Consider the following 21,370-nt stretch of genomic DNA (forward strand, 5'->3'; position numbering starts at 1 on the left):
ACGCCTCTGAGAAGCGCCTGTACCGGTGAGCCATCATCTGGCGGCATGCCGGTCATCCTGTGGCTTGCGGGCGTAAGAACATAGAATGGAACCATGACTACTAACTCTGGAATCACTAAAGAATGGGTGGATGAAACCGTCAAGCCGGGCGACGATTTCTTCCGCCACGTCAACGGCAAGTGGCTTGCTACCCACGAAATCCCGGCGGACCGCCCCAAGGACGGCGGCCTGTACACCCTCCGCGATAACGCAGAGAAGCACGTGCGTGAGCTGGTGGAGAAGATTGCGAAGGAGCAGCCGGAGTCCCGCATCGGCGCGCTGTACAACTCCTTCATGGACGTTGAGAAGATTGAGGCGGACGGCCTGGAGCCGCTGCTGAAGGAAATTGCCCCGATTCTGAACTCGGCAACCCCCTCCCACCTTGCCGTGACCTTGGCGCTGCTGTCTCGTGCGGGTCTGCCGCAGCTGTTCGCCTGGTACACCAGCAACGACCCGAAGGACCCGAAGAATTACACGTTCTTCCTGTACCAGTCGGGTCTGGGTCTGCCGGACGAATCCTACTACCGTGAAGAGAAGCACGAGGCTGCATGCGCGGCGTACGTTGAGCATATTGCTCGCATGTTCCAGCTGACCGGTCTGGCTGAGGGCTTCGGTCTCACCCCGGAGCAGGCGGCTCAGCTGGTGTTCACCCACGAGTCGGAGCTGGCTCGCCTGCACTGGAACGTCGTGGAGAACCGCGACGCGGAGGCGACCTACAACCCGTACCAGGCGACCGAGCTGGACGAGAAGTTCCCCGGCTTCCCGTTCTCCCAGTGGCTGCTGGCTCTCGGCGCTGACCCGGAGACCCTGGGCCAGGTTATTGTGGCTCAGCCGTCTTTCTTTGAGGGTGCGGCTAAGCTGTTCACCTCCATCCCGCTGATGAGCTGGAAGCTGTGGGCTGTATGGACCGTTCTGCGTTCGCGTGCGCCGTTCATGTACGACGAACTGGTTCAGGAGAGCTTCAACTTCTACGGCAAGACCCTCTCCGGTACCCAGCAGATTCGTGAGCGCTGGAAGCGCGGCGTGGGCGCTGTTGAGAAGGCTCTGGGTGAGGAGATTGGCCAGGAGTACGTGGCTGTGCACTTCCCGCCTTCGCACAAGGAGAAGATGCTGGTTCTGGTCGGCAACCTCCTGGAGGCGTACCGCGAGTCTATTGAGTCGCTGGACTGGATGACTGAGGCAACCCGCCAGAAGGCGCTGGAGAAGCTGTCGAAGTTCGTCACCAAGATCGGTTACCCCGATAAGTGGCGTGACTTCTCCGCCCTGGAGCTGGTGCCCGGTGACCTGTTTGAGAACCTGCGCCGTACCGGTGCGTTTGATGCTGACTGGCTGATTGCCCGTAAGGGTCAGCCGGTGGATAAGTCGGAGTGGCTGATGACTCCGCAGACCGTGAACGCGTACTACATGCCGCCGGCGAATGAGATTGTGTTCCCGGCAGCTATTCTGCAGCCCCCGTACTTCAACCCGGATGCTGATGATGCGGCGAACTACGGCAATATCGGCATGATTATTGGCCACGAAATTGGTCACGGTTTTGACGATCAGGGTTCCCGCTATGACGGTGACGGCAAGCTGGAGAGCTGGTGGACTGAGGAGGATTACGCGAAGTTCAAGGAGCGCACCTCCGCGCTGGTGGAGCAGTACAACGCGTACGTTCCGGTGGGTCTGGACCCGAAGTTCCATGTGAACGGTGAGCTGACTCTGGGCGAGAACATTGGCGACCTGGCTGGCATGTCGATTGCGTTGAAGGCGTACCGTCTGGCTTTGAAGAAGCAGGGCATTGAGTCGCTGGCTGACGCACCGGTGATTGACGGCATGACCGGTATTCAGCGTTTCTTCTTCTCGAATGCTCGCGGCTGGTGCACGAAGTCCCGCCCGCAGCATGCTGAGGTGATGATTTCGGTGGATCCGCATTCGCCGGATGAGTTCCGTGTGAACGGTGTGGTGCGCAATATTGATGAGTTCTATGAGGCGTTTGGTGTCTCTGAGGGCGATGCACTGTACTTGGCTCCGGAGGAGCGAGTGCGCATCTGGTAGCACCCCGATAAGGGTATATGCTTTATTGCGCATATAAGAAAAGCGCCCGCCTCGTGGCTTGAAAACCACGGGGCGGGCGCCTCTTTTCTAGAGAGCTGTGGACGCTACACGAAGGTAGGCGTCTACTGCTACTGTGCAGAGCGTTGCGTTAGATAATTTCTAGCGCAATGTCCATGTGCAGCGGCTCGGTTGCATCGATGTGGTACTGGCTGTGTACCGGCGAACCCCACGAGTCATCTCCACCAACGCCGAGCTGACCTGCCAGGATACGCAGGTAGGTGCGGTTGTTTTCGGGCAGCTCCCACTGGTAGGAAGCTTCCTCAATCTGGTAGGAGGAGTAGGGCAGGAGCGATACGTGCAGGCCCTCACCGGCAGTCTGCAGCTGGCGGACACGGAAGCCGTGGTTGCTGTCGTTCGTCACTTCAGCCCAACGGACACCCATGTGGTTACCGCTTTCCTGAGGTACCAGGTACGGTGCGTAGTCCTGCTCGGGGGTGCTTTCCCACACGCCCAGGCGGACGCCGCTGCAACGGTCGGGGTAGGAGTCGCCGGGGCCGAGGCCGTAGTAACGCAGGTGCGAGAACTCGCCGGGCAGTGCCCATTCCAGACCGAAAGCGGGCAGGGACGGTGCGTCCTTCTCGCCGGGGTAGTCGATGGCTACTCGCACGTTGCCGGTGCTCTGTGCTTCGTAGCGGACCGTAACAGCGGTGTGAGCGGGGGTTGCCAGCTCGTAGGTGTAGGTCACTGCCACGCTGTCATCACTGGGCTGCTCGACAGCAACGTTAGCGCAACGGGCGTAGCGGCCTGCAACGGTCCACTGGGCGCGTTCGAAACCGTGTCCGGCGCCGCGGTCGTTGTCGGTCAGGGGCCTGAAGGTGGTGAGCTTCGGGGGGCGAATAACATGCTCGGTGCTGTTGTGTACCCAGGAGACGATGCCGCCCTGAGTGCGGGACAGAATAACTTCAGCCTGGTTGTTGCGCAGACCGACGTTCCAGCGGCCGACGGTCACCGTCGCATCTACTGCGTCTTCAGCGGTGTTTGCTTCAGCCTGCGATGCGGGGATGACGTACTGACCGAAGGCAATTTCGTGTCCTGCAGGAGCCCATGCGGCGTCTTCAGTGAGCACGAGGCTGACGTCCAGGGTTACTTCTGCGTTGTCGGCAGCGTATTCTTCCAGGGGCCAGGGAATTACCAGCTCGTGGGTGGATTCCGGGGCTACGTCGAAGAAGTAGTCTTCCTGCCACTGAGGAACGCCGTTGACCAGCAGGCTAGCCTTGAAGGTGTAGTCTGCGGTGGAGGTGAAGAGGTTGTCGTTGACAACCGTCACGCTCTTCTGGTCGGGGGTGATGCGCAGGTTGGAGTACACTGCCTTCACTTCAGCGGCCTTGGGGCTTACCTTGCGGTCGGCGAAGAGGATACCGTCACCGGAGAATTCGTAGTCGCAGGGGCGTTCGCCGAATGCGCCACCGTAGGCGAGGTATTCGGGGGCGCCTTCGCTCTCACCGGGGTGCCAGAGTGCCTGGTCGATCATGTCCCAGATGAAACCGCCCTGGTAGTGGGGGTAGCGTTCCAGTGCGACGTATTCGTCGATAGCGCCGACCGAGTTGCCCATTGCGTGCATGTATTCGCACATGATGAAGGGCTTCTGGGGGTTGTTCGACAGGTACTTTTCAACGACGTCAGCGTGGGTGTACATACCGGATTCGATGTCGGTGACGTCATCAAATTCGCGGTGCCAGGTGATGCCTTCGTAGTGTACGGGGCGGTTGGGGTCCAGTTCGTGGACTCGGCGGTACATGGAGCGGAATACTTCGCCGCCGTATGCTTCGTTACCGAGCGACCAGATTACTACGGAGGGGTGGTTGTAGTCGCGGCGCATCATGGATTCTACGCGGTCAACGCAGGCGCCTTCCCATTCCATGCGGGAGCCGGGGATCGTGGTCTCGGGGGTGGGGATGTCACCGGGGGTGCACCAGGAGCCGTGAGTTTCCAGGTTTGCTTCGTCAACCAGGTAGATACCGTATTCGTCGGCCAGGGCGTAGAAGCGTGAATCGTTGGGGTAGTGGCTGGTGCGGATAGCGTTGATGTTGTGCTGCTTGCAGAAGAGAATCTCTGAAGTCATGTCTTCAACGGTCAGGACGCGGCCGGTACGCGGGTGGAACTCGTGGCGGTTGACACCCTTGAAGAGGACTCGGTTACCGTTGAGGGTCATGATTCCGTTCTCGATGCGGAAGCGACGGAATCCGACGCGCTGGCTGGTGGATTCTACGGTCTTGCCGTCGTGGAGCAGATCCACCGTCAGAGTGTAGAGAGAGGGCGATTCAGCCGACCAGGGAGCGATACCTTCAAGGGCGTCGGAGGAGATGCGCACGGATGCGTCTTCGGCGGCGACGGTACCAGACCAGATGACATGGGTGCCGTCAAGGACGCTGGCCTGCAGGGTGTACGCCTTGATTTCTTCACCGTTGAGGGTGACGAGAGCGTCCAGGTGTGCTTCGCCGGTGGGTGCATCGTAGTCTGCTTCAACGGTGAGGGAGGAGATGCTGACTGCGGGGCGGGCTACCAGGTTCACAGCGCGGAAGAGGCCGTGGAAACGCCACGAGTCCTGGCCTTCCAGCCATGAAGCGCTCGAGTATTCGTAGCATGCGACGGTCAGGGTGTGATTGCCTTCTGCGTCCTTGCTGACGATATCGGTGATGTCGAAGGTGGTGGTGGTGTAACCGTCTTCTGCGTAACCGACGAAGGTGCCGTCAACCCACACGTAAATTGCGGTTGCGAAGCCTTCGAAGGCGAGCGCGATGCGGCCCGATTCGCTCAGCATCTTCTTGAGGTCGCCATCCAGGGTAAAGTGCTTGCGGTAGAGGGCTACGTGGTTCTTCTCGGGGATGTGAGGAGCTTCGGGGTTATCGTGGCCGTCCCAGGGCATCTGGATGTTGACGTAGGCGGGGCGCCAGAGTCCCTCAGTTTCCAGGGTGGCGGGGACGGGGATGCTCTGGTAGTCGCTTTCGTCGAGGGCGGGGGCGGCGAATTCTGCGGTGGTGACGTCAATTTCTGAGGCCCATGCAGTGCGGACAGCCCACGTGCCGTTGAGGCTCTGCTGGGGGTTTGAGGAGTGATGGTCGGAGTGCGCTACTTCCCTGTTGACAGCGTACACGGTGGGGTCATCAAGCCACGCTGCTGAGGGTGACTGGGAGGAGACTACGGGAGTCGTTTGTTCGGTGGAAGACATGTCTTCCTTCCTCTCGTATACATCTTTGTTTGGTCCCTTTAAGGATGCCGGAAGGCGTGATGATTGTTGCCTACATTCTGTTCATTCTTTTCCCGCAGAACTTGGCTCTGGTCTACGTGGCACTGGTGCTAATAGCCTCACCGCGCAGAACATTCAGACGTTCAACACGGCTGCTTTCTATGTGCCGCTGGCCATTATTGTGTGCTCGTTCCTCGCCTTCTTCTTCAAGGTTTCTATCTCTGAGAAGGAACACGCGAAGATTGTGAAGGAGCTTGAGGAGAAGCTTGCTTCTGCGTAGGTAAAAGCAGGGTAGGTCCTTCACCGCATGAGAGAGGCGCCCGCCTCGTGGTTTTTAGCCACGGGGCGGGCGCCTTTTAGGTGTAGAAGCTACGCGCTTCTAGGCTGAAGCTTTTAGGAAGCAGAAGCCGAGGACGAAGAGGAAGAAGTACGCATACCGGTCAGCTTCCACGCACCGTTCTCGTAGACACCGTGCAGGGTGCGCTCCACATCGTTCTTACGGTCCGAATCGGAGGAAGCGTTCTCCACACGGTCCTTGCTTGCGATGAACTCACCGCTGTCCATGGTCAGGCGGATATTCCAGTTGTAGGCGTCGCCATCACGCTCGGGCTGTGCGGTAAGCATGGTGATGGTGACGGACGGGTCCTGCATCCAAATCTTGCCCTGCTGCAGGCCAGCACCCAGGGTGCCTTCTTCGGGTTCGAGCATGTTCTTCAGCTCAGAGTTGTCAACCGCGCATTCACGCAGGGGTTCGGTCTTGCCGGTACGCATGTAGTATTCAATGGCTGCGCCGAAGAATGCGATGGACTGGTACAGGCCTTCTACGCTGTTCTCGTTGGCGACGGCGGGCTTGGTTGGCACGGGGGCGTTCTTGGACGGCTCGGTGCGGGTTGCGGGCTGGTAGTCGGAAGGCTTGGAGGTGTAGCCGTCGAGGGTTGCAACGCCGGAGTAGTCGGTGCGTGCGGTCTTGGACGCCGTTGCGGAAGCAGATGCGCTACCGGATGCGTTGCCGCTGGTTGCCTGGGGCTGAGCACCGCAGGCTGCGAGGAGGGTTGCGCCGCCGGTTGCTGCGAGCAGGCCGAGGGCGGATCGGCGGGTTACGTTCTTCATGGGTTCTCTCTATCTGTGGTGCATTTTCCGCGCCGTGGTGCGGGTGATGCCTGCGGCATCTAACGGGAAGACGGCGCTACGTGAGTGTAGTGCCGTCTTCCAGTATATGTTTATTGAGCTTGGTATTTTTAGCCGCCGTAATAGTAGTAGTGGCTGTAGGAGCTGCCGTAGTAGTCGCTAATGACGATGCGGGTGCGGCGGCCGTAACGGTCGGAGTAGTAGCGGTTGTAGGGGGTGCGGCGCACGGTGGGGCGGTAGGTGGTTGCCTGTGCGGGGGTGAGCAGTGCGCCGAGGGCGGTTGCTGCGCCTGCGCCTGCGGCGGCGAGTGCTGCGCGGCGGGTGAGGCGTGCGGGCTTCTTGGTGGCCATGATGTGCCTTTCGGGGTCGGTGTTTCTGTGAAGTGACGTGGCGTGTGCACGGCGTGCGACTGTGCGTTAAACCTTTTTTATTGTAAGCCTCAACGTTAATGTTTTTATGTGCAGAGTGCACCTTCTAGTTGAGGGTTAGACCATGCGGGCTAGTCAACGTTTTTCCGGCAGAAAAATTGCGGAAATATTGGTTGAGAAACACGCCGGGAACGCACTCAATACGGGCTGAATCGCGGGCTACATGTCTACTTCGGCGAGGCCCGAAATTTCCTTGTCCTTGATGTGCGGGATGGTGGAGCTCCAGTTCATCCACGCCTTGACTTGGGCGGCTTCTTCGGGGTTGTTCATATCTGGCCAGCGGTCGTTTTCCATCTTGAATCGGGTCATTGCGAGGAGGGGGTAGCCCCCATAGATGGGCCCAAAACGCGCAATACGCTCACCCGATTTTGTATCGAAGGAGACGGAGTCTGGAATTTCGCTATCGCAACTCTCCCTGTATGTGACCTTATCAATCGCGTTGAGCGGGTAGAAGGTTTTCTTGCCGTGCCCATCGTCCTCTTCGACTCCTTCCGGCGAAATTTTGGTGTAAGAACCAGTAACTTCATTGAAGTAGTACAGAAGAGCACACGTGATGAGGAAAGCTCCGACATCTAGAAAATGGATTCCTACGTCGCCCAGCAAATGCAATATAAACATCAGAGCAGGGGTCATAGGAAGCACAACGACCATCGCAATCATTTCAAGGCGGTCGCCTCGAGTAATGTAAATGTTTTTGGCGTACAGCTTCTTGTCTCGGCGTCGGTTGATTTCGTAGACAATGATGGACCGGAACATCTTGTACGTCTGTAGGACATTTACTACGCCCCAGAGGGCAATCATGGTGTAGTTCATCATCATGGTGGTCAACTACCCTTTCTGTTTTATCGGTGACCGGCGGCCTTCCGGCAACGGTGCGGAAGTCAGCGGGTTTGTTCTCAGGGTAGCCGAGGAACTCGGGTGGTTAAGCCCAGATTCGCGTTATCCGCGGAGTGGTTGCCGAGTCTTCACCGGAGCATTGCGTCGAGTTAACCTTCTGGTCAGATACCGTGCGATAGGCTAAGGATGTGCCCGCCATCTCACCGGGGCGAGCACGATTCACCAACCACTACCGCACAAGGACGTACATACCATGAGCACAACCAAGGTAAGCAGCGAAGCGCACAAGGCAACGAAAGCCTAGAAACCTAGCGCAGAATAACAGCCCACAACCCAGAAAGAAGGTGAAGAGCAGTGAAAAAGAACTCCCCAAGGAAAAAGAACGTTTCAAAGAAAAGGAACACCCCAAAGAAAAAGAGTTACCCAGAGGTAAATTACATTACCGAAACTGGGGCCATAAAGAAGACCCGCAAAAAGAGATACACCAAGAAAAAGAAGAATAAAGTCGGTTTCAAAGAGTATCTTCGCAAAAAGGCAAAAGCTGCGTGGGATGCACGCGACGTCATCATATTCGTGGCAGTCATGCTAGGGTTCCTTGCGTCCTTACATTTTATGACCAGCTACAACCCGAGCAATGAATCCGCTATCTGCACTGTCACCTCCGTCGAAATCGTTGAACATGAGGACCCCTACTGGACCTCCGGCGAATTCGAAACGGAAGAGTGCGGAATCATCAAATCAAGCAAATCCCCTGACGGTATCCCCATCCGCAAATACCTCCAGAACTTTGAGACGGGCAAGAAATATAGGGCGTACAAGTCCTTCGATACCCGTAACGATGAATTCGACTTCAGCGTCCTCCGCTTTGAAGAGATCAAAGAGTAACCCCACCCCCGCAGAAAGGATCCCACCGTGAGCTTTATCGGCGAATTTATTATCGACTTTATTGGAGAGGCCATCGCGTCCTCACCCACACTGCAGCGAGTACTCCTGTGGATTCTGTTCTCTGCGTCCCTGCTCCTCCTGCTTGTCCCCGTCATGACGGGCGAGTACGCGTGGAGCATCCTATCCATCTCCGCGATGCTGTTTTCCGTCGTGATGATTGACGGCACGCGTGAGCACGGTGTGCAGGATGCAAAGAACGGCGGCGCGTACCATTACTTTCTGCTGACGGTGGGCACGTTCTGCGTTGCCGCAATTGTTCTGCTCGCTGCTCTCTCCCTGGTGGGTGTCCCGCCGGTTGCCTCCACCCCGCAGGTGGACGGCATCAATTTCGCACCCTGGTATGTGGCGGCGTCCGCGCTAGTTCTGCTGCTGTTCTTCTACAATGCCGCGCAGCCGAACGAGGAGATCCCTAACCTGCACCGTATGGAGCGCATCAACCGGTATGTGCGCGCGGTGGTGCTGGGTGTGAGCGCCCTGATGGTGCTCTTCTGCCTGGTTATTCCGGTGGTTTCGTTCGCTACTGCCGGTTATGAGCCTGTGGGTGTTTCGGTGGTGCTGTGCCTGGTGCCGGTCTTCCTGATTTTTGTGCGCCGCACCCTGTTCAAGCTGTGGGCGTCGACCTTTGAGGAGGGCACTGCCGGGTATGGCGTGTTGCGTGGCTTCTGCGTAGCCCTGGTGGGTTTGGGTGGATGTTTGGCGGCGGTCCGTCTTGCCGTTGATGTTGTGCAGTCCGGTAGCGGGTTGTCGCTGGTGTATGTGGTGCCGGTGATCGCCTCGTACCTGCTGGTGAAGAGGTACGTGACCGTGGGTGTTGCTATCCCCGAGAAGGAAGATGAGGAGGACCCGGAGGCTGAACCTGCAGCAAGCTAAACCGTGGAGCCCCGCGGGTTGAGGAGCCTTGTGCGCCAAGCGCACGGTCTAGGATGATTCGCTCCGGGGTATCCTTGGGGGAAGGTACGCCGCCTGCGGGTGGTGCGCTTCCGGATATTCACCAACCACACGAAACGAGAACCCGTCATGCGCATTTTCCTGATTATTATCTGGGGCATTATGGCCTTCATCTCGGTAACCGGGACACTCTACATCATTACCAACTATGAGATTCAGCGCTGGAAGGATGTAGCGCGCCGCCGCCAAGGCGCGTACATCCGACGAGTCAATCAGGCAGAGGCTCTTCTAACAATATTTACCCCTGGATTCCCGTGCCTTTTTCTTTACCTTCATCTTGTTGACGAGGGTTCTGCGGGTATCTTCTATGAATCGATTGCATTACTTGGGTCAATCGGGCTCATGATGTATGCCTGGTACGTACACATTGCCTATGTGAAGATTTCCCCTGAAGGCGTCGAGCAGCGTATGTGGTCAGCACGCACGACCGTCTATCCCTTCAACGCTATTGACGGCATTGAATACTACGAGGCAACCTCTACAGACGACCAGGACCTTGTGTCTTTCTACAGTAAATCCGGAAAACTCATTGCCGCTTTCTGCCCGATTATTCACAAGAATTACCGCCTCATGGCGATTGTGCGGTTCAGGATTGAGAACGAGCGTTGGCCTGATATGGATAATCCGAGTGATATTGCTCGGGTGGATGCTCTAGATAGTGGCCCTGATACAGTCCCGTACTTCAGGGGAAAAGAGAAAGTCACCGGCCTCGCCGACGTTGATATGTAGCACCGTATAGAGAAAGCCTCTGGGCTGAGAGATTACCTCTCAGCCCAGAGGCTTTCTGCGTACACCAGGGTCAGCCAAGAAACTCGGGCGGATACGGGTCCAATCCCACCCGCCGGTGAATGGTCGCCCAGTCTTCACCCGAGCCTTGCACCGAGTTAACTTTTTAGCCACCTAACCCATAGACCATCAAAGTACTCGACAATTCAACTTGTCAGAGCTTTCAAGCACATAGAGTATCCTTGGGAAAGGTACGCCACCTGCAGGTGGTGCACTTCCGGATATTCACCAACCACATACGAAATGAGGACTTTCATGTCTGAGAACACTCCGCAGCCGGCTGCACCGCAGCAGCCGCAATTCACCCAGCAGGCACCCGCCGTACAGCCCGCATACGGCGCACCCGTCGAGGCACCGAAAAAGAAGTGGGCGGCAGTAACCGCACTAGTCCTGGGCATTATCTCCGCCCTGACCGGCATCTTTGTGATCGGCTCGTTCCTGACCATCCCGACCATTATTTTCGCTGTGATCGCTCTGGTTATGGTCAAGAATGGCACCGGTAAGGGTAAGGGCATGGCGATTGCTGCTCTCGTGCTGGTTCTGGTGGCGTATATTGCTACGTTTGCTTTCTTCCAGATTCGTGCGGCGAACCTTGAGAAGTCTAACCGAGAGGCTCGCGAAGTTATCCAGAAGTGCGAGAACCACGAGCCCGGCTACTACATCATTGAGAAGGATGGTAAGCGTTACTGCAACGCTGGCGGCTGGGTCTACGAGATGGATAAGTAAACCGGTTTATTTGGTTCCATGATTAGCCGTCGCTGATGGAGGGGCGTTCGTTCACGCGGCAGTCGCCGCACCTGCGGGCGCCCCTCAACCGTATCCTCCGTGGGTGCTTCAGCATCTGGCGGCAAGTATGCCTCGGAGCATCTGCAGCGCATCCTTGATGCGCACTCCACTACCACCACCGACTCCAACCCGACCGAAGGAGCGAATAGCTAAAATGATGTCTCAAGAATCTGCTATTACCTTTTGGGGCGTATGCTCCATCATCACAACTATTTTCACGATTCTCACCCTTGCCGCTTACATCATCAATCGACGCCGCGACGAGAAGAAGAAGCGTGAAGGCATCTACATTAGTCGTCTGCGAGCGCTACTGGTGTACGTTATTGTCTTTATCCCGGGCTTCCCGATTATCCGCTATTTTTTGTCGCTCAATGGCCCCGAGACTAACCCCTATGCAGAGGGTATTTACATCTTCATGACTGCTTTCCTCTTGTTCTACCTGTGGCACGTCAACGCCACGTACATGAAGATTTCTTCTGAGGGTATTAATATGCACACCCCCGTTCGCGGGTCGAGGATCTGCCCCATCGGCGCGATTGATAGCGTTGTTTATAGCGAGTCCAAGGATGAAGATACCCCAAGCCGGATGTGGTTTCTCACTAAGTCGCGTGCACGTATTAACCCGTTGAACCCGAATTATGATGAGTACTATCTCTTGCTTATGACCCGGTTCAGGATTAAGTATGGCCGCTGGCCTGAGCTAGATAATCCGGCTGACGTGGATAAGGTGAACCAGCTGGATAACCGTTATGAAGTCATTCCGTATTTCATGAATAATCAAGAGATTTCGGGTCTTGCTGACGTCGACATGTAACCCGCTCGATAAGCGCCGACTACCCCCTACATCCAAAGAGCCACAACCGGTGCGAACACCACCAACACCGCGAAAGAGGAGCACGCATCATGCACACCTTTTTCCTTCTACTCTGGGGCACCTGCACCCTCGCATCAATCATCGGCGCCATCATTGTCGTTGTCCTGCATGATAGGCACCTGCGCCAGGACATGGAGCTCCGCGACGAAGGCATCTACATTACACGCGTGCCTCGCCGTGAAGCATTCATAAGCCTTCTCACGCCCACACTCCCGGCAGGTTTCTTCGCGTTCTACCTCTACACGCAGGCAGAGGTCGGTATCCTCTTCAACCTCCTGATGTTCATCCTGCTGCTGGTCTTCCTCTACCACCTTCTGCACGTTCACCTGGTGTACACGAAAATCACGCCCGACACTGTGGAGCAGAAGCTCTCACCGTTCGCTACCGTGACCCCCTACCCGATTAGGGCTATCGACCAGGTTTTCTACTTCCAAGGTACGGCGGAGGCGGAGGATTGGGATGGGGAAGAAACCGACAGTGCCACCTTCTATACCAAGAAAGGTAAGCAAATCGCCAAGCTTGACCCCGTTGGAAGGAACCACCGGCTGCTGGCAATCGTACGGTTCAGGCTCGGGTTCGACCGCTGGCCCGATATGCGGGACCCGCAGGATCTGGCGTATGTTGATACGTGGGATAGCCTCGAGTGGACCCGACCCCTGTTCAGGAAGCTGTACAGAAGACGCAACAAAATCACCGGCCTAGCGGATATCAAGATGTAACACCGCAGGGCAGCCGATACGATAGACCCAAACACCAAACCCTATTCACCAACCACACGAAACGAGAACCCACCATGCGTATTTTCCTGATTATTTTTTCCGGAATTATTTTCGTGCTGTCATTTATCTCTGTTGTCTACATCATTATTAGGTATGAGATTAATCGACACCAAGATAAGAAAAAAGAAGCGCAGGGAATTTACATTAAGCGAGTAACTCGCGCCGAGACACTACTCTGCCTGTTCATTCCAATGTTCCCTTGTCTTGCTTTTATAGCGAATATTCAAAGTGAAAATGTGAATATCTGGCTGAATACATTAAATATTATTTTTGTATTTTTCTGCTATCTTTATGCCCGCTATGTTTTTGTCGCTTACGTGAACCTCTCTCCCGAGGGTATTGAGCAGCGCGTCTGGTCAGCCAACCCGACCCGCTATCCCATTAATGCGATAGACAGCATCGTGTATTACGAAACGCTGAATGTTGAAGACCAGGATACGGTGGGGTTTTACACCCGATCAGGTGAGCTGATTGCTGCTTTTGGTCCCATGACGCACAAGAATTACCGGCTCATGGCGATTGTACGGTTCAGGATTGAGCAAGAACGTTGGCCTGACATGAATAATCCCGCTGATGTAGCTCAGGTAGATAAGCTGGACAATGGCTATATGACCATTCCTTATTTCAGGAGTCGCGAGAATGTCACCGACCTTGCCGACGTCGACATGTAAATCGATCAAGAAATGAGGAAATCAATGGAATCTAATCGAAAATTGTCGGAAAGAATAACAATGCTTTTTCTGACGATGTGCGTTGGATATATCTTTTTTATTATTCCTATAAATCTGCGTGATGACAGTGACGGTTTCACCGCCACCTGCACCGTGACTACGGCGTACACGCAAGAGCGTCGCGGAACGGACCTTGGTGGCATGACTGACATTGGTTTGAAGGGTGTCTTTGAGACGGAGGAGTGCGGCACACTCACGATGTTTGAGCCCCCTGAAGGATGGAAGATTTCCGAATATGTTAAAACCGCGCAACCTAGAAAAAAGTACCTGTTCCATGTGTCCAATCGTTCACCTAAGAAAGATCGAGATTTTGTGACGACCCGCTTTGAAGAAATCAAAGAATAACAACCTCATAAATTAAAAACAAAGCCCCCGCAGCCGAGAGTCATCCTCTCAGCCGCGGGGGCTTCATCGTATCAGCGTGTCCTCACGCGGCGAGTGCTACGAAGCGCGGCGGCGAGAACGCAGCACCATCACAGTGCCGGCACCAAGCACCAGTGCGCCACCCACAGCCACAGACACCGCACCGAAACCAGTACGCGCCAGGCCGCCCTGCTGGGAGCTCACGCCACCCGACGCAGCAGACACACCAGACTGACCCAGGGAGCCGCCACCGGTACCACCGCCGGAGACACCGCCCGGGTACACGCCGCCAGCAGAACCATCAGCCGAACCGTCAGAGGAGCCCTGAGCGTTCACGCCACCAGCGGCACCAGAAGCACCAGACTGACCGGACTGACCAGACTGCGCGGCACCAGACTGCGCGGAGCCGGGCTGGTTAGCACCAGCGGTACCGCCCGGGGTTGCCGAATCCACACGGCGCACACCACTAAAGTCGTCCTTAGCCGCGTTCGGGTCCTTCGGCACGGCAGTCTCAAACGAGCACGCATCCGACGCGTCCTTACCCACAGCAACCGCAAGCTGCTGCACCGGGCTGTTCACCTCAGTACCATCAGCCAGGGTCGCAGAATAGTGCACGTCAAACATGTACTGGCCGGGCTCAGAGAACACCCAGTTCGCGTGCGCGTGCGTCGCGTAATCAATGTCGATCGTGGTCTTGCCGGTCGTCGAATCCAGCAGCACATCCGCACCGTTCAGCGACTCGGTGAACATGCCGAAGCGCGCACCCTCAGGCATGACCTTCGGAACCACGTGCAGGCGCACCGGGCCGCGCAGCTGCGAGTAGTCGATGTCCTGCGTGTTGTAGCCGGGCCAGGGCAGGCCGCTCTGCTGGGTCTGCGGCAGGCCGTAGAAGGCGGTGCCGACCGGGCCCATGAAGTTCAGCTTCTCATCAGCCATACGTTCGGTGCGCACACGGCGAGCGTTCTCGCTGACCGTCCACACGACCGAATCAAGCGGGCGCACGGTCGAATCGGCGTCAATGATGCCGCTGTCGTCGCGCAGACCCACGGACAGCTGGCGGTCCTTCAGGGTTGCCTGAATGTCCAGGTGGCCGTGCGAGATCTTGGTGCGGCCGTCAATCTGGCCGGGCACGCACTGGTTACCGGGGGTTCCGGGAGTGGACGGCTGCGCAGACGGTGCCGGGCTAGTCGGAGCAGGTGCGCTCGGGGTCGGGTTCGCGGGCGCGGGGCTAGACGGTGCCGGAGTGGAGGGCGCCGGAGCAGGTACGCTCGGTTCTGCGGAGGCGGTCGGCACCGCAGGCACGGTCGGAACCTCGCTGGGGGACACCGACGGAACGGTGCTGGGCTCAGCGGAAGGAGCCTCGGAAGGAGCCTCGCTCGGCTCAGCGCTAGGAGCTTCAGTCGGCTCGACGGTGGGCTCAGCACTCGGCGACGGATCCACCGGAGCAGGCTTCGGCGCATCGCTAATGGGTGCGCTATCGGGAGCCAGCGCACCGTGCGCGGTGTACTTGGTGCCCGGCTCGTAGTTCGCCGCAACCTCAGTGGTGGAGGCGGAAGCGTTCATATCCGGGTGGGTCAGCATCTTCACGCGCAGAGCCGTGCCCTTGTAGAACGACTCGTCACGGAAGGTAAAGCGCGCCACGCCATCCTCAACGGAGCCTTCCAGGTCGAGGTACGGGTACACCGGGTCATCCTGGGCGTAGAAGCCGCCGCGCATGAAGCCGCGCACCTTCGGGTCCTTGAAGCGGACCTCAACGGTGCTGAAGCCGTTACCGTTCGGGGTGACGGTCACGTCGTAGTCCATGCTGGTCGGCGTGTACTGCTCGGTGCTGAGCACGGTGTTCGCCTGATCCGGGATCTCTTCGGGCCAGGAGCCGTTACCGTCGTCGCTGTACACGCTCTCAGCCTTACCGGGCTCGTAAGTGAGCTTGTGCGAGATCCAGCGGGACGCCTCCGCGCTGTTCTCGTCGGAGGTGTCCGGGGTGAAGACCGCCTGCAGCTGGGAGCCCTCGCTACCGAGCATTTCAGACCAGGTGGCGGTACCGTTCACGACCGGCAGGTCAGTCAGGAAGTAGCCGTTGTTGTACAGGGTCAGGGTGCCCTTGAGGTTCTTATTCGCGGCGGTGAAGGTGATGTCGCTGAGCTTGTCGTCAGCGTCCTTGTTCTTAGCCGGGTCGGCGTCCAGGCGGTGCGGTGCTACGGACAGCACGTACTTTGCGGCGTCCAGGTCACCGACGGGTGCCGCATTGTAGCGGTCGACCGTGGGCACGGCGGTGGGGGTACCGTCACCGAGCACAGGCTGCATGCCGCCCACCTGCCAGACCAGCTTCGACGGCTTGGAGCTGATGATGCGGCCGTCGGTGGAGCGCGCCACGGTGCGGTAGGTGACCACGTAGCGGCCGGGGCGGGTGAAGGTCGTGGTGTTGTGCGTGTGGCTACCCTTATCGAGCAGCCAGGAGTGCCAACCGTTCGAGCTGCTGGAGAGCATGCGGTACACGTCAGCGGGGGCATCATCCGGGTTGTAGCGGAAGAGCTCCATGCGGCCGGGACCCTCAACGGAGAGAATGTCAGTGGCGAACACACCATCACGGAAACGCTCAGTGGGGACCTTCGTGGATGCGCCCAGGCCAGCCCAGATGGGGTCCTGGTTGCCGTAGGTCAGGTGCGGTGCCATGTAGAGGGTCTGGCCGGGTTCGCCGAGGAACGCCAGGGAGGGCGAGTCGCCCAGGGTCATGGTGTACTGCGACTTGCCGTCCCTGGTGCTGTAGCCCTTGCCGACCCAGTTGACGGTCTTGTCCAGTTCGTAGGTGTCTGCGCCGGTCTTGTAGGGGTTCGCCTCGTTCATGAGGACGAAGGTGCCGTTCTGCTCGTCCCAGTATGCCTTGGGGGCGTCAACGTGGCCCTTGGTGGTGACGATTTTGCCGTCGTCGGGGCCTGCTGCAGCGGGCAGGGAGGGGGCAGCGCCGGCAAGCGCGAGCAGCGCTGCGGCGGAGAGGAATGCGGCTGCGCGGCGGAGGGCGGGCTTGCCGCCGGGGATGAAGAGTGCGGGGGTGTGTGTGGTGACCCGTCGTTGGGTCTGCTTCTGAGAGTTCATGACAACCTTTCTCATTTTTCTATTTCCTAGGGTAGCTCTTTTGCAAATAATTGTCATTTAGAACCTAAGTGAGTATAGTGATTCTCAGAAACACGTGTGCGCCGAGGCGCGCCCAAAAACGCACACCACGTACATCCACAAAGAGAAAAACACGGCAGAGCGCACCCCGGACGCAGGGGAGAAACCGGCAACAGGCCGCCGGGCCCAGCACCGGGCAAGCCCCGAAAGCAACGGGCAACGCGCCAGCCAACGAGCAGTCATCCAAGGAGCCACCATGCAAGGACGCACCAAACCTCTGAGCCTACTCAGCGCAACCACCCTCGGATGCACCCTCGCACTCGGGGCACCCCTCGCCCTCCCCCAGGTCGGCACCTTCACCGCCGCACAGGCGCAGGAAAACCAGGCGCAGGAAAACCAGACCGGCACCCAGGCAGGCACCGAGTCGCGCGGTTACGTCAACTACGAAGGCGACTACGTCATCGCGGGCGTACACACCGAAATGCTCAACGCATTCCTCGACGGCAACCAGTTCACCCTCGCCACCCTCGCAGACACCGGCCCCGGCCAGCAGGGACGATTCAACCCCGCCCGCACCGTCTTCCACCTGCCCGACGTCGAGGATGCACACACCAACGTCGTAGCAGGCTACGACTACATTGCCCCCGAAGGCACCGACATCTTCTACATTCCCTCCACCCGCACCCGCGGCCTGCTCTACCCCGGCCTCGGCGCGGAAGGAATCCGCCCCGGCGCGCTCAAGGACAACACCATCAACCTTGAACTCGTGCGCAGCAGCGTACCCGAAGGCGGCCGCGCCGAAGTCTTCACCGAATCCGGTCGCGACAACCCGCGCGTCTTCAGCACCAACGACAAGCTCGCACCGCACACCATCACCTCTGGCGGTCACGAGCACCTCAGCTGGGCATTCACCCGCGCAGGCATCTACCAGCTGACGTTCCGCGCCACCGCAACCCTTGCCGACGGCACCCCGGTCAGCTCCGAGGCGACCTACACCATCGCCGTGGGCACTAACGCTGAGGACGGCTTCAAGCTCCTGAACGCACAGAACGCCGCAAAGGAAGCGACCAAGGAAGCCACGAGCGAGGCAACCACTACCCCCGAGGCAACCTCCACCGCCACCGAGAGCGCCACCAGCAGCCCCAGCGCATCTACCTCCGCAAGTGCTGAGGCGAGCGCTTCTGCTGAGGCGAGCGCATCCACCGGTATTCGCCGCGTGGATGGATCCGTGAACGGTCAGAACGCCGCGCAGGTGACCGACCCGAACGGTGCGAAGGCGGCAGCGAATGGTGAGCAGGCATCCCAGGGTGGATCCGGTGTAACCGCTATCAGCGGCACCGACAACACCAATAACGGCTCTGACAAGGGTGAAAACAAGGACGGCAACGCCACCAGCGCGAAGGGATCCAGTGTGAAGGGCTCCAACGCCCAGAACATCAGCGCCCCCAGCAACGGAGGCGGCATTACCGGTAGCGGCGTGCTATCCTCCGGTCTGCCCGGCAGCCTGAACCAGCAGTGCATCGCCACCGAGGTTCCCGCCGAAGATGCCAAGGACTCCAAGGACGCTCAAAAGGACAACAAGCAGAGCAACCAGGCAGCCCAGGCACCGACCAGCATCCCCACCCTCGCCGTGGTCAACACCGCCGAGCACAGCGGCCGTGAAGAAGTCACCCACGGCCACTTCGACGTAGGCCCGATCCTCAACGGCGGCAACCTCACCAGCAGCGTGAAGGACGACCGCACCAGCCCCGCCCGCCACGTCTCCCCCGGCACCCTCGAGTTCGTGCTCAATGACGCCGCGAAGATCAACCTGCCCGCAGGCATGGAGAACATCGCCCCGGCGGGCACCCCCGTGCACATGATTGGTGCAACCCAGCAGCAGGGCGTGCCCTGGCTCGGCTGGAGCACCCAGGACCCCGAACTGCTCAAGCAGCTCGACGGCCCCGTCACCATGAGCCTCAACGGTTTTGAGGGCCCCGGCACGATGTCCACCTTCCTCTCCGGTAACTTCGGTTCCGCCGGTCAGCAGGTCTTCGATTCGCGGAGCGGCGGCTCCTTCCAGGTGCCCGCAAACACCCACCAGCACAGCAACTGGGTGTTCACCGCTGAGGGACGCTACACCGTGACTATCGGCTGGACTGCACGCCTGAAGAACGGCCAGCAGGTCAGCAGCGAATCGGTTCTGCACTTCACCGTCGGCAACCCCGATAACGCCCCGGCAAGCAACAACGCACAGGGTGGGGCAGAAACCAAGCAGGACGGCGGCAACGCTAACAACGCTAACGGCGCCAACAACGGCAGCGAGAAGAGCACCGCAAAGAACCCCGTCAACGGCACCGTCGACGAAGCCACCGGCATCGTCACCAAGCCCGATGGATCCAAGGTGCGCATCGTCGGCAAGACCGCCTCCGGTGAGGATTGCGCCCTGACCAGCCAGGAACTCGCCAACGCCCAGAAGGCAGCCGCGGCAGGCAAGCTGCCGAACACCGGTGTGGTCATCGACCCGTTCATGGTCAGCACCTCCATTCTGGCGCTGGCACTCGGTGCCATGATTCTGCGTTCGGCACGCCGAAAGGGCCGCAGCGGTGACACCGCATAGCGGGCATACCGACGCGCACACCTATAGTCGGCGTACCGCCCTCACCCTCGCCTCCCGTATTGCGGTGGGTGCGGGGGTGGGGGCTGGTGCCTTCGCACTGAGCGGATGCGCCAGCACCGTGAACGCCTCCTCCGACCGGATGCGCGTGGTCGCCACGACCCCGATCCTGGCGGACTTAGCGCAGCAGATTGCAGGAGAGCGCGCCAGCGTGCACTCCCTGGTGCCCGCCGGTGCTGACCCGCACTCGTATGAGCCGAGCCTGCGCGATATCCGCGATGTCGCCTACGCCCGCTGCGCCCTGACGAACGGTCTGCTGCTGGAGCAGCGTAAGCTCAGCAAAATGGTTGAGGCGAACCTGCCCGCAGGCGTTGTGTCCGTGGCGGTTGCGGAGAAGATTGAGCAGTACGGCGGCAAGCTGGAAGCCATTGTTGAGGATGCCTCCCTGGACTCCATCTGGCTGGGTTTGCGTGTTGAAGAGGGCGGGCAGAACGAATCCGCCCCCGCCGACTCTTCGGATGCAGGAATGCGCTTTGAGGTGCAGAGCGTGCGGGCGCGCACCTCTACCGATTCGTCGAATGCGCAGTTGGCGGCGTTCATTACGCAGACCTTCGGCGCGGTGGAGATGCTGTGCGATTCGCATGCGCGCGGCGTGAACCTCACCCGTGAGGGGGACACCGCGATCCGCACCGGCGATATGGGTTCACTGGAGCTTCCGTTGCAGGCGCATACGCACCTGTCGTGGGCGTTTAGTGATGCCGGCGAGTACGCCATTGAGCTAAGCGCCACCGCGGTGAAGGCCCCGGAGTCGGTGCGTTCTTCGCGCGGCACCCTGTACTGCGCGGTCGGTCGTGACCCGCAACAGCTGGTGGACCGTCTGGCGAAAGAACAGAACGTTTCTGCCGCCGAGATCAAGGTTCTTTCCGCAGGTCACGCCGATATTACGGCACGCACCGGCGACGGCAGGCTCGTGCTTCGCGCGGATTCCTCCCAGGGCGCCGTAGAGTACGAACTGAACCGCACCGTGGTCGCGGTCCCCTCCCGCACCCTGCAGGAGGTGCCCGCCGGCGGCAGCTACCGTTTCCTGCGTTCGGGTGCTTCGGAGCATCGCGGTCAGGTGTATCTGTTGGCGCAGGCCGTTCTGGGCAAGCACGTGCACGGCGAAATCGACCCGCACATTTGGCATTCGGTGCCGAACGCGAAGGCGAGCGTGCAGGTCATTCGTGACGCGCTCATCTCCGCCGACCCGGAGGGTGCGAGCGAGTACGCGACCCGCACCGAGCAGGTCATGAAGGAGCTTGACGCCCTGGACGCTCAGCTGCGTCAGGTGTACGGGGGTCTGCCGGAGTCGGCACGCAACCTGGTCACCACGCACGACGGCTACCGCTACCTGGCGAGCACCTACGGGTTGCACATTGCCGGTTTTGTGAGTGCCAGCGCCAGCGGCGAGCCGAGCATTCAGCAGCGTCAGCGCCTGCGTCGCACGGTCGAGGATTTGAAGGTTCCAGCAATTTATCTGGACAAGTCCACGGCGATGCGTTCACCGGTTCTCACGGAGCTGGCTCGGGAGGCTCAGGTGCGTACCGGGGTGCTCTATTCGGACACCCTGGATGCGCAGGCTCCTCACTACGCACAGATGATGTTGGCGAATGCTCACACGATTGCGCTGTGCTCGGGGGCTAGTTCTGGCGGCGATTCTTCGGGTGCTAGCTGCTCGGAGGCAAGCACCTCGTAA

Annotated in this window: 17 protein-coding genes; 12 read left to right on the forward strand and 5 right to left on the reverse strand. The window is 59.0% G+C overall.

Annotated features, from left to right (window positions below; translation table 11 throughout):
* Positions 1-93: 93 nt before the first annotated feature.
* Positions 94-2,076, forward strand: coding sequence for a M13 family metallopeptidase (locus HMPREF2605_RS04255; RefSeq protein ID WP_070614780.1), 1,983 nt, complete (start codon positions 94-96; stop codon positions 2,074-2,076).
* Positions 2,077-2,224: 148 nt separating this feature from the next.
* Here the strand turns inward: HMPREF2605_RS04255 and HMPREF2605_RS04260 are convergent, their stop codons facing one another.
* Positions 2,225-5,305: a beta-galactosidase, LacZ type gene (locus HMPREF2605_RS04260; protein WP_070847085.1), complete on the reverse strand. Its 3,081-nt coding sequence runs from the start codon at positions 5,303-5,305 to the stop codon at positions 2,225-2,227.
* Between HMPREF2605_RS04260 and HMPREF2605_RS04265 the strand changes: the two genes are divergently transcribed.
* Positions 5,304-5,603, forward strand: coding sequence for a hypothetical protein (locus HMPREF2605_RS04265; RefSeq protein ID WP_246828162.1), 300 nt, complete (start codon positions 5,304-5,306; stop codon positions 5,601-5,603). The two genes, HMPREF2605_RS04260 and HMPREF2605_RS04265, sit on opposite strands and share 2 nt — an antisense overlap.
* Positions 5,604-5,716: 113 nt before the next feature.
* Here the strand turns inward: HMPREF2605_RS04265 and HMPREF2605_RS04270 are convergent, their stop codons facing one another.
* From HMPREF2605_RS04270 to HMPREF2605_RS04280, 3 genes are all read right to left on the reverse strand, one after another.
* A complete protein-coding gene (locus HMPREF2605_RS04270) occupies positions 5,717-6,433 on the reverse strand; it encodes a DUF6318 family protein (RefSeq protein WP_070847086.1) in 717 nt (238 codons plus the stop codon).
* 128 nt (positions 6,434-6,561) lie between these two features.
* Complete coding sequence (locus HMPREF2605_RS04275) at positions 6,562-6,801, reverse strand: hypothetical protein (RefSeq protein WP_049354346.1); 240 nt, start codon at positions 6,799-6,801, stop codon at positions 6,562-6,564.
* A 237-nt stretch (positions 6,802-7,038) separates the two neighbouring features.
* The gene (locus tag HMPREF2605_RS04280) at positions 7,039-7,698 is read right to left on the reverse strand and encodes a hypothetical protein (protein ID WP_083324845.1); all 660 of its coding nucleotides are present in this window, start codon (positions 7,696-7,698) and stop codon (positions 7,039-7,041) included.
* A gap of 372 nt (positions 7,699-8,070) precedes the next feature.
* Here HMPREF2605_RS04280 and HMPREF2605_RS04285 point away from each other — a divergent pair, with 372 nt between their 5' ends.
* The 8 genes from HMPREF2605_RS04285 (at position 8,071) to HMPREF2605_RS04320 (ending at position 13,910) form a co-directional block, all read left to right on the forward strand.
* Positions 8,071-8,601, forward strand: a complete 531-nt coding sequence (locus HMPREF2605_RS04285; protein ID WP_070847088.1) for a hypothetical protein — start codon at positions 8,071-8,073, stop codon at positions 8,599-8,601.
* 27 nt (positions 8,602-8,628) lie between these two features.
* A complete protein-coding gene (locus HMPREF2605_RS04290; protein ID WP_070847090.1) occupies positions 8,629-9,531 on the forward strand; it encodes a hypothetical protein in 903 nt (300 codons plus the stop codon).
* A gap of 147 nt (positions 9,532-9,678) precedes the next feature.
* Positions 9,679-10,338, forward strand: coding sequence for a hypothetical protein (locus HMPREF2605_RS04295; RefSeq protein ID WP_070847133.1), 660 nt, complete (start codon positions 9,679-9,681; stop codon positions 10,336-10,338).
* Between the two features lie 312 nt (positions 10,339-10,650).
* Positions 10,651-11,121, forward strand: a complete 471-nt coding sequence (locus HMPREF2605_RS04300; protein ID WP_044150876.1) for a DUF4190 domain-containing protein — start codon at positions 10,651-10,653, stop codon at positions 11,119-11,121.
* A gap of 214 nt (positions 11,122-11,335) precedes the next feature.
* Positions 11,336-11,995 carry a hypothetical protein gene (locus HMPREF2605_RS04305; RefSeq protein ID WP_070847092.1) on the forward strand — a complete coding sequence of 220 codons (660 nt, stop codon included), beginning with the start codon at positions 11,336-11,338 and terminating at the stop codon, positions 11,993-11,995.
* An 89-nt stretch (positions 11,996-12,084) separates the two neighbouring features.
* Complete coding sequence (locus HMPREF2605_RS04310) at positions 12,085-12,774, forward strand: hypothetical protein (RefSeq protein ID WP_070847094.1); 690 nt, start codon at positions 12,085-12,087, stop codon at positions 12,772-12,774.
* A complete protein-coding gene (locus HMPREF2605_RS04315) occupies positions 12,699-13,505 on the forward strand; it encodes a hypothetical protein (protein WP_246828163.1) in 807 nt (268 codons plus the stop codon). Before HMPREF2605_RS04310 ends, HMPREF2605_RS04315 begins: the two co-directional genes overlap by 76 nt.
* A gap of 24 nt (positions 13,506-13,529) precedes the next feature.
* The gene (locus HMPREF2605_RS04320; RefSeq protein WP_141762274.1) at positions 13,530-13,910 is read left to right on the forward strand and encodes a hypothetical protein; all 381 of its coding nucleotides are present in this window, start codon (positions 13,530-13,532) and stop codon (positions 13,908-13,910) included.
* A gap of 96 nt (positions 13,911-14,006) precedes the next feature.
* On the opposite strand, the gene HMPREF2605_RS04325 is transcribed toward HMPREF2605_RS04320, so the two are convergent.
* Positions 14,007-17,021 (reverse strand): choice-of-anchor M domain-containing protein, encoded by a 3,015-nt coding sequence (locus HMPREF2605_RS04325; RefSeq protein ID WP_070847098.1) that lies wholly within the window; start codon positions 17,019-17,021, stop codon positions 14,007-14,009.
* Between the two features lie 274 nt (positions 17,022-17,295).
* Here HMPREF2605_RS04325 and HMPREF2605_RS04330 point away from each other — a divergent pair, with 274 nt between their 5' ends.
* A complete protein-coding gene (locus HMPREF2605_RS04330; protein ID WP_070847100.1) occupies positions 17,296-19,638 on the forward strand; it encodes a TIGR03773 family transporter-associated surface protein in 2,343 nt (780 codons plus the stop codon).
* Positions 19,625-21,370 (forward strand): anchored repeat ABC transporter, substrate-binding protein, encoded by a 1,746-nt coding sequence (locus HMPREF2605_RS04335; RefSeq protein ID WP_070665787.1) that lies wholly within the window; start codon positions 19,625-19,627, stop codon positions 21,368-21,370. The genes HMPREF2605_RS04330 and HMPREF2605_RS04335 overlap by 14 nt, the downstream gene beginning before the upstream one ends.

This window comes from Rothia sp. HMSC065C03, assembly GCF_001837295.1.
Lineage (GTDB): Bacteria > Actinomycetota > Actinomycetes > Actinomycetales > Micrococcaceae > Rothia.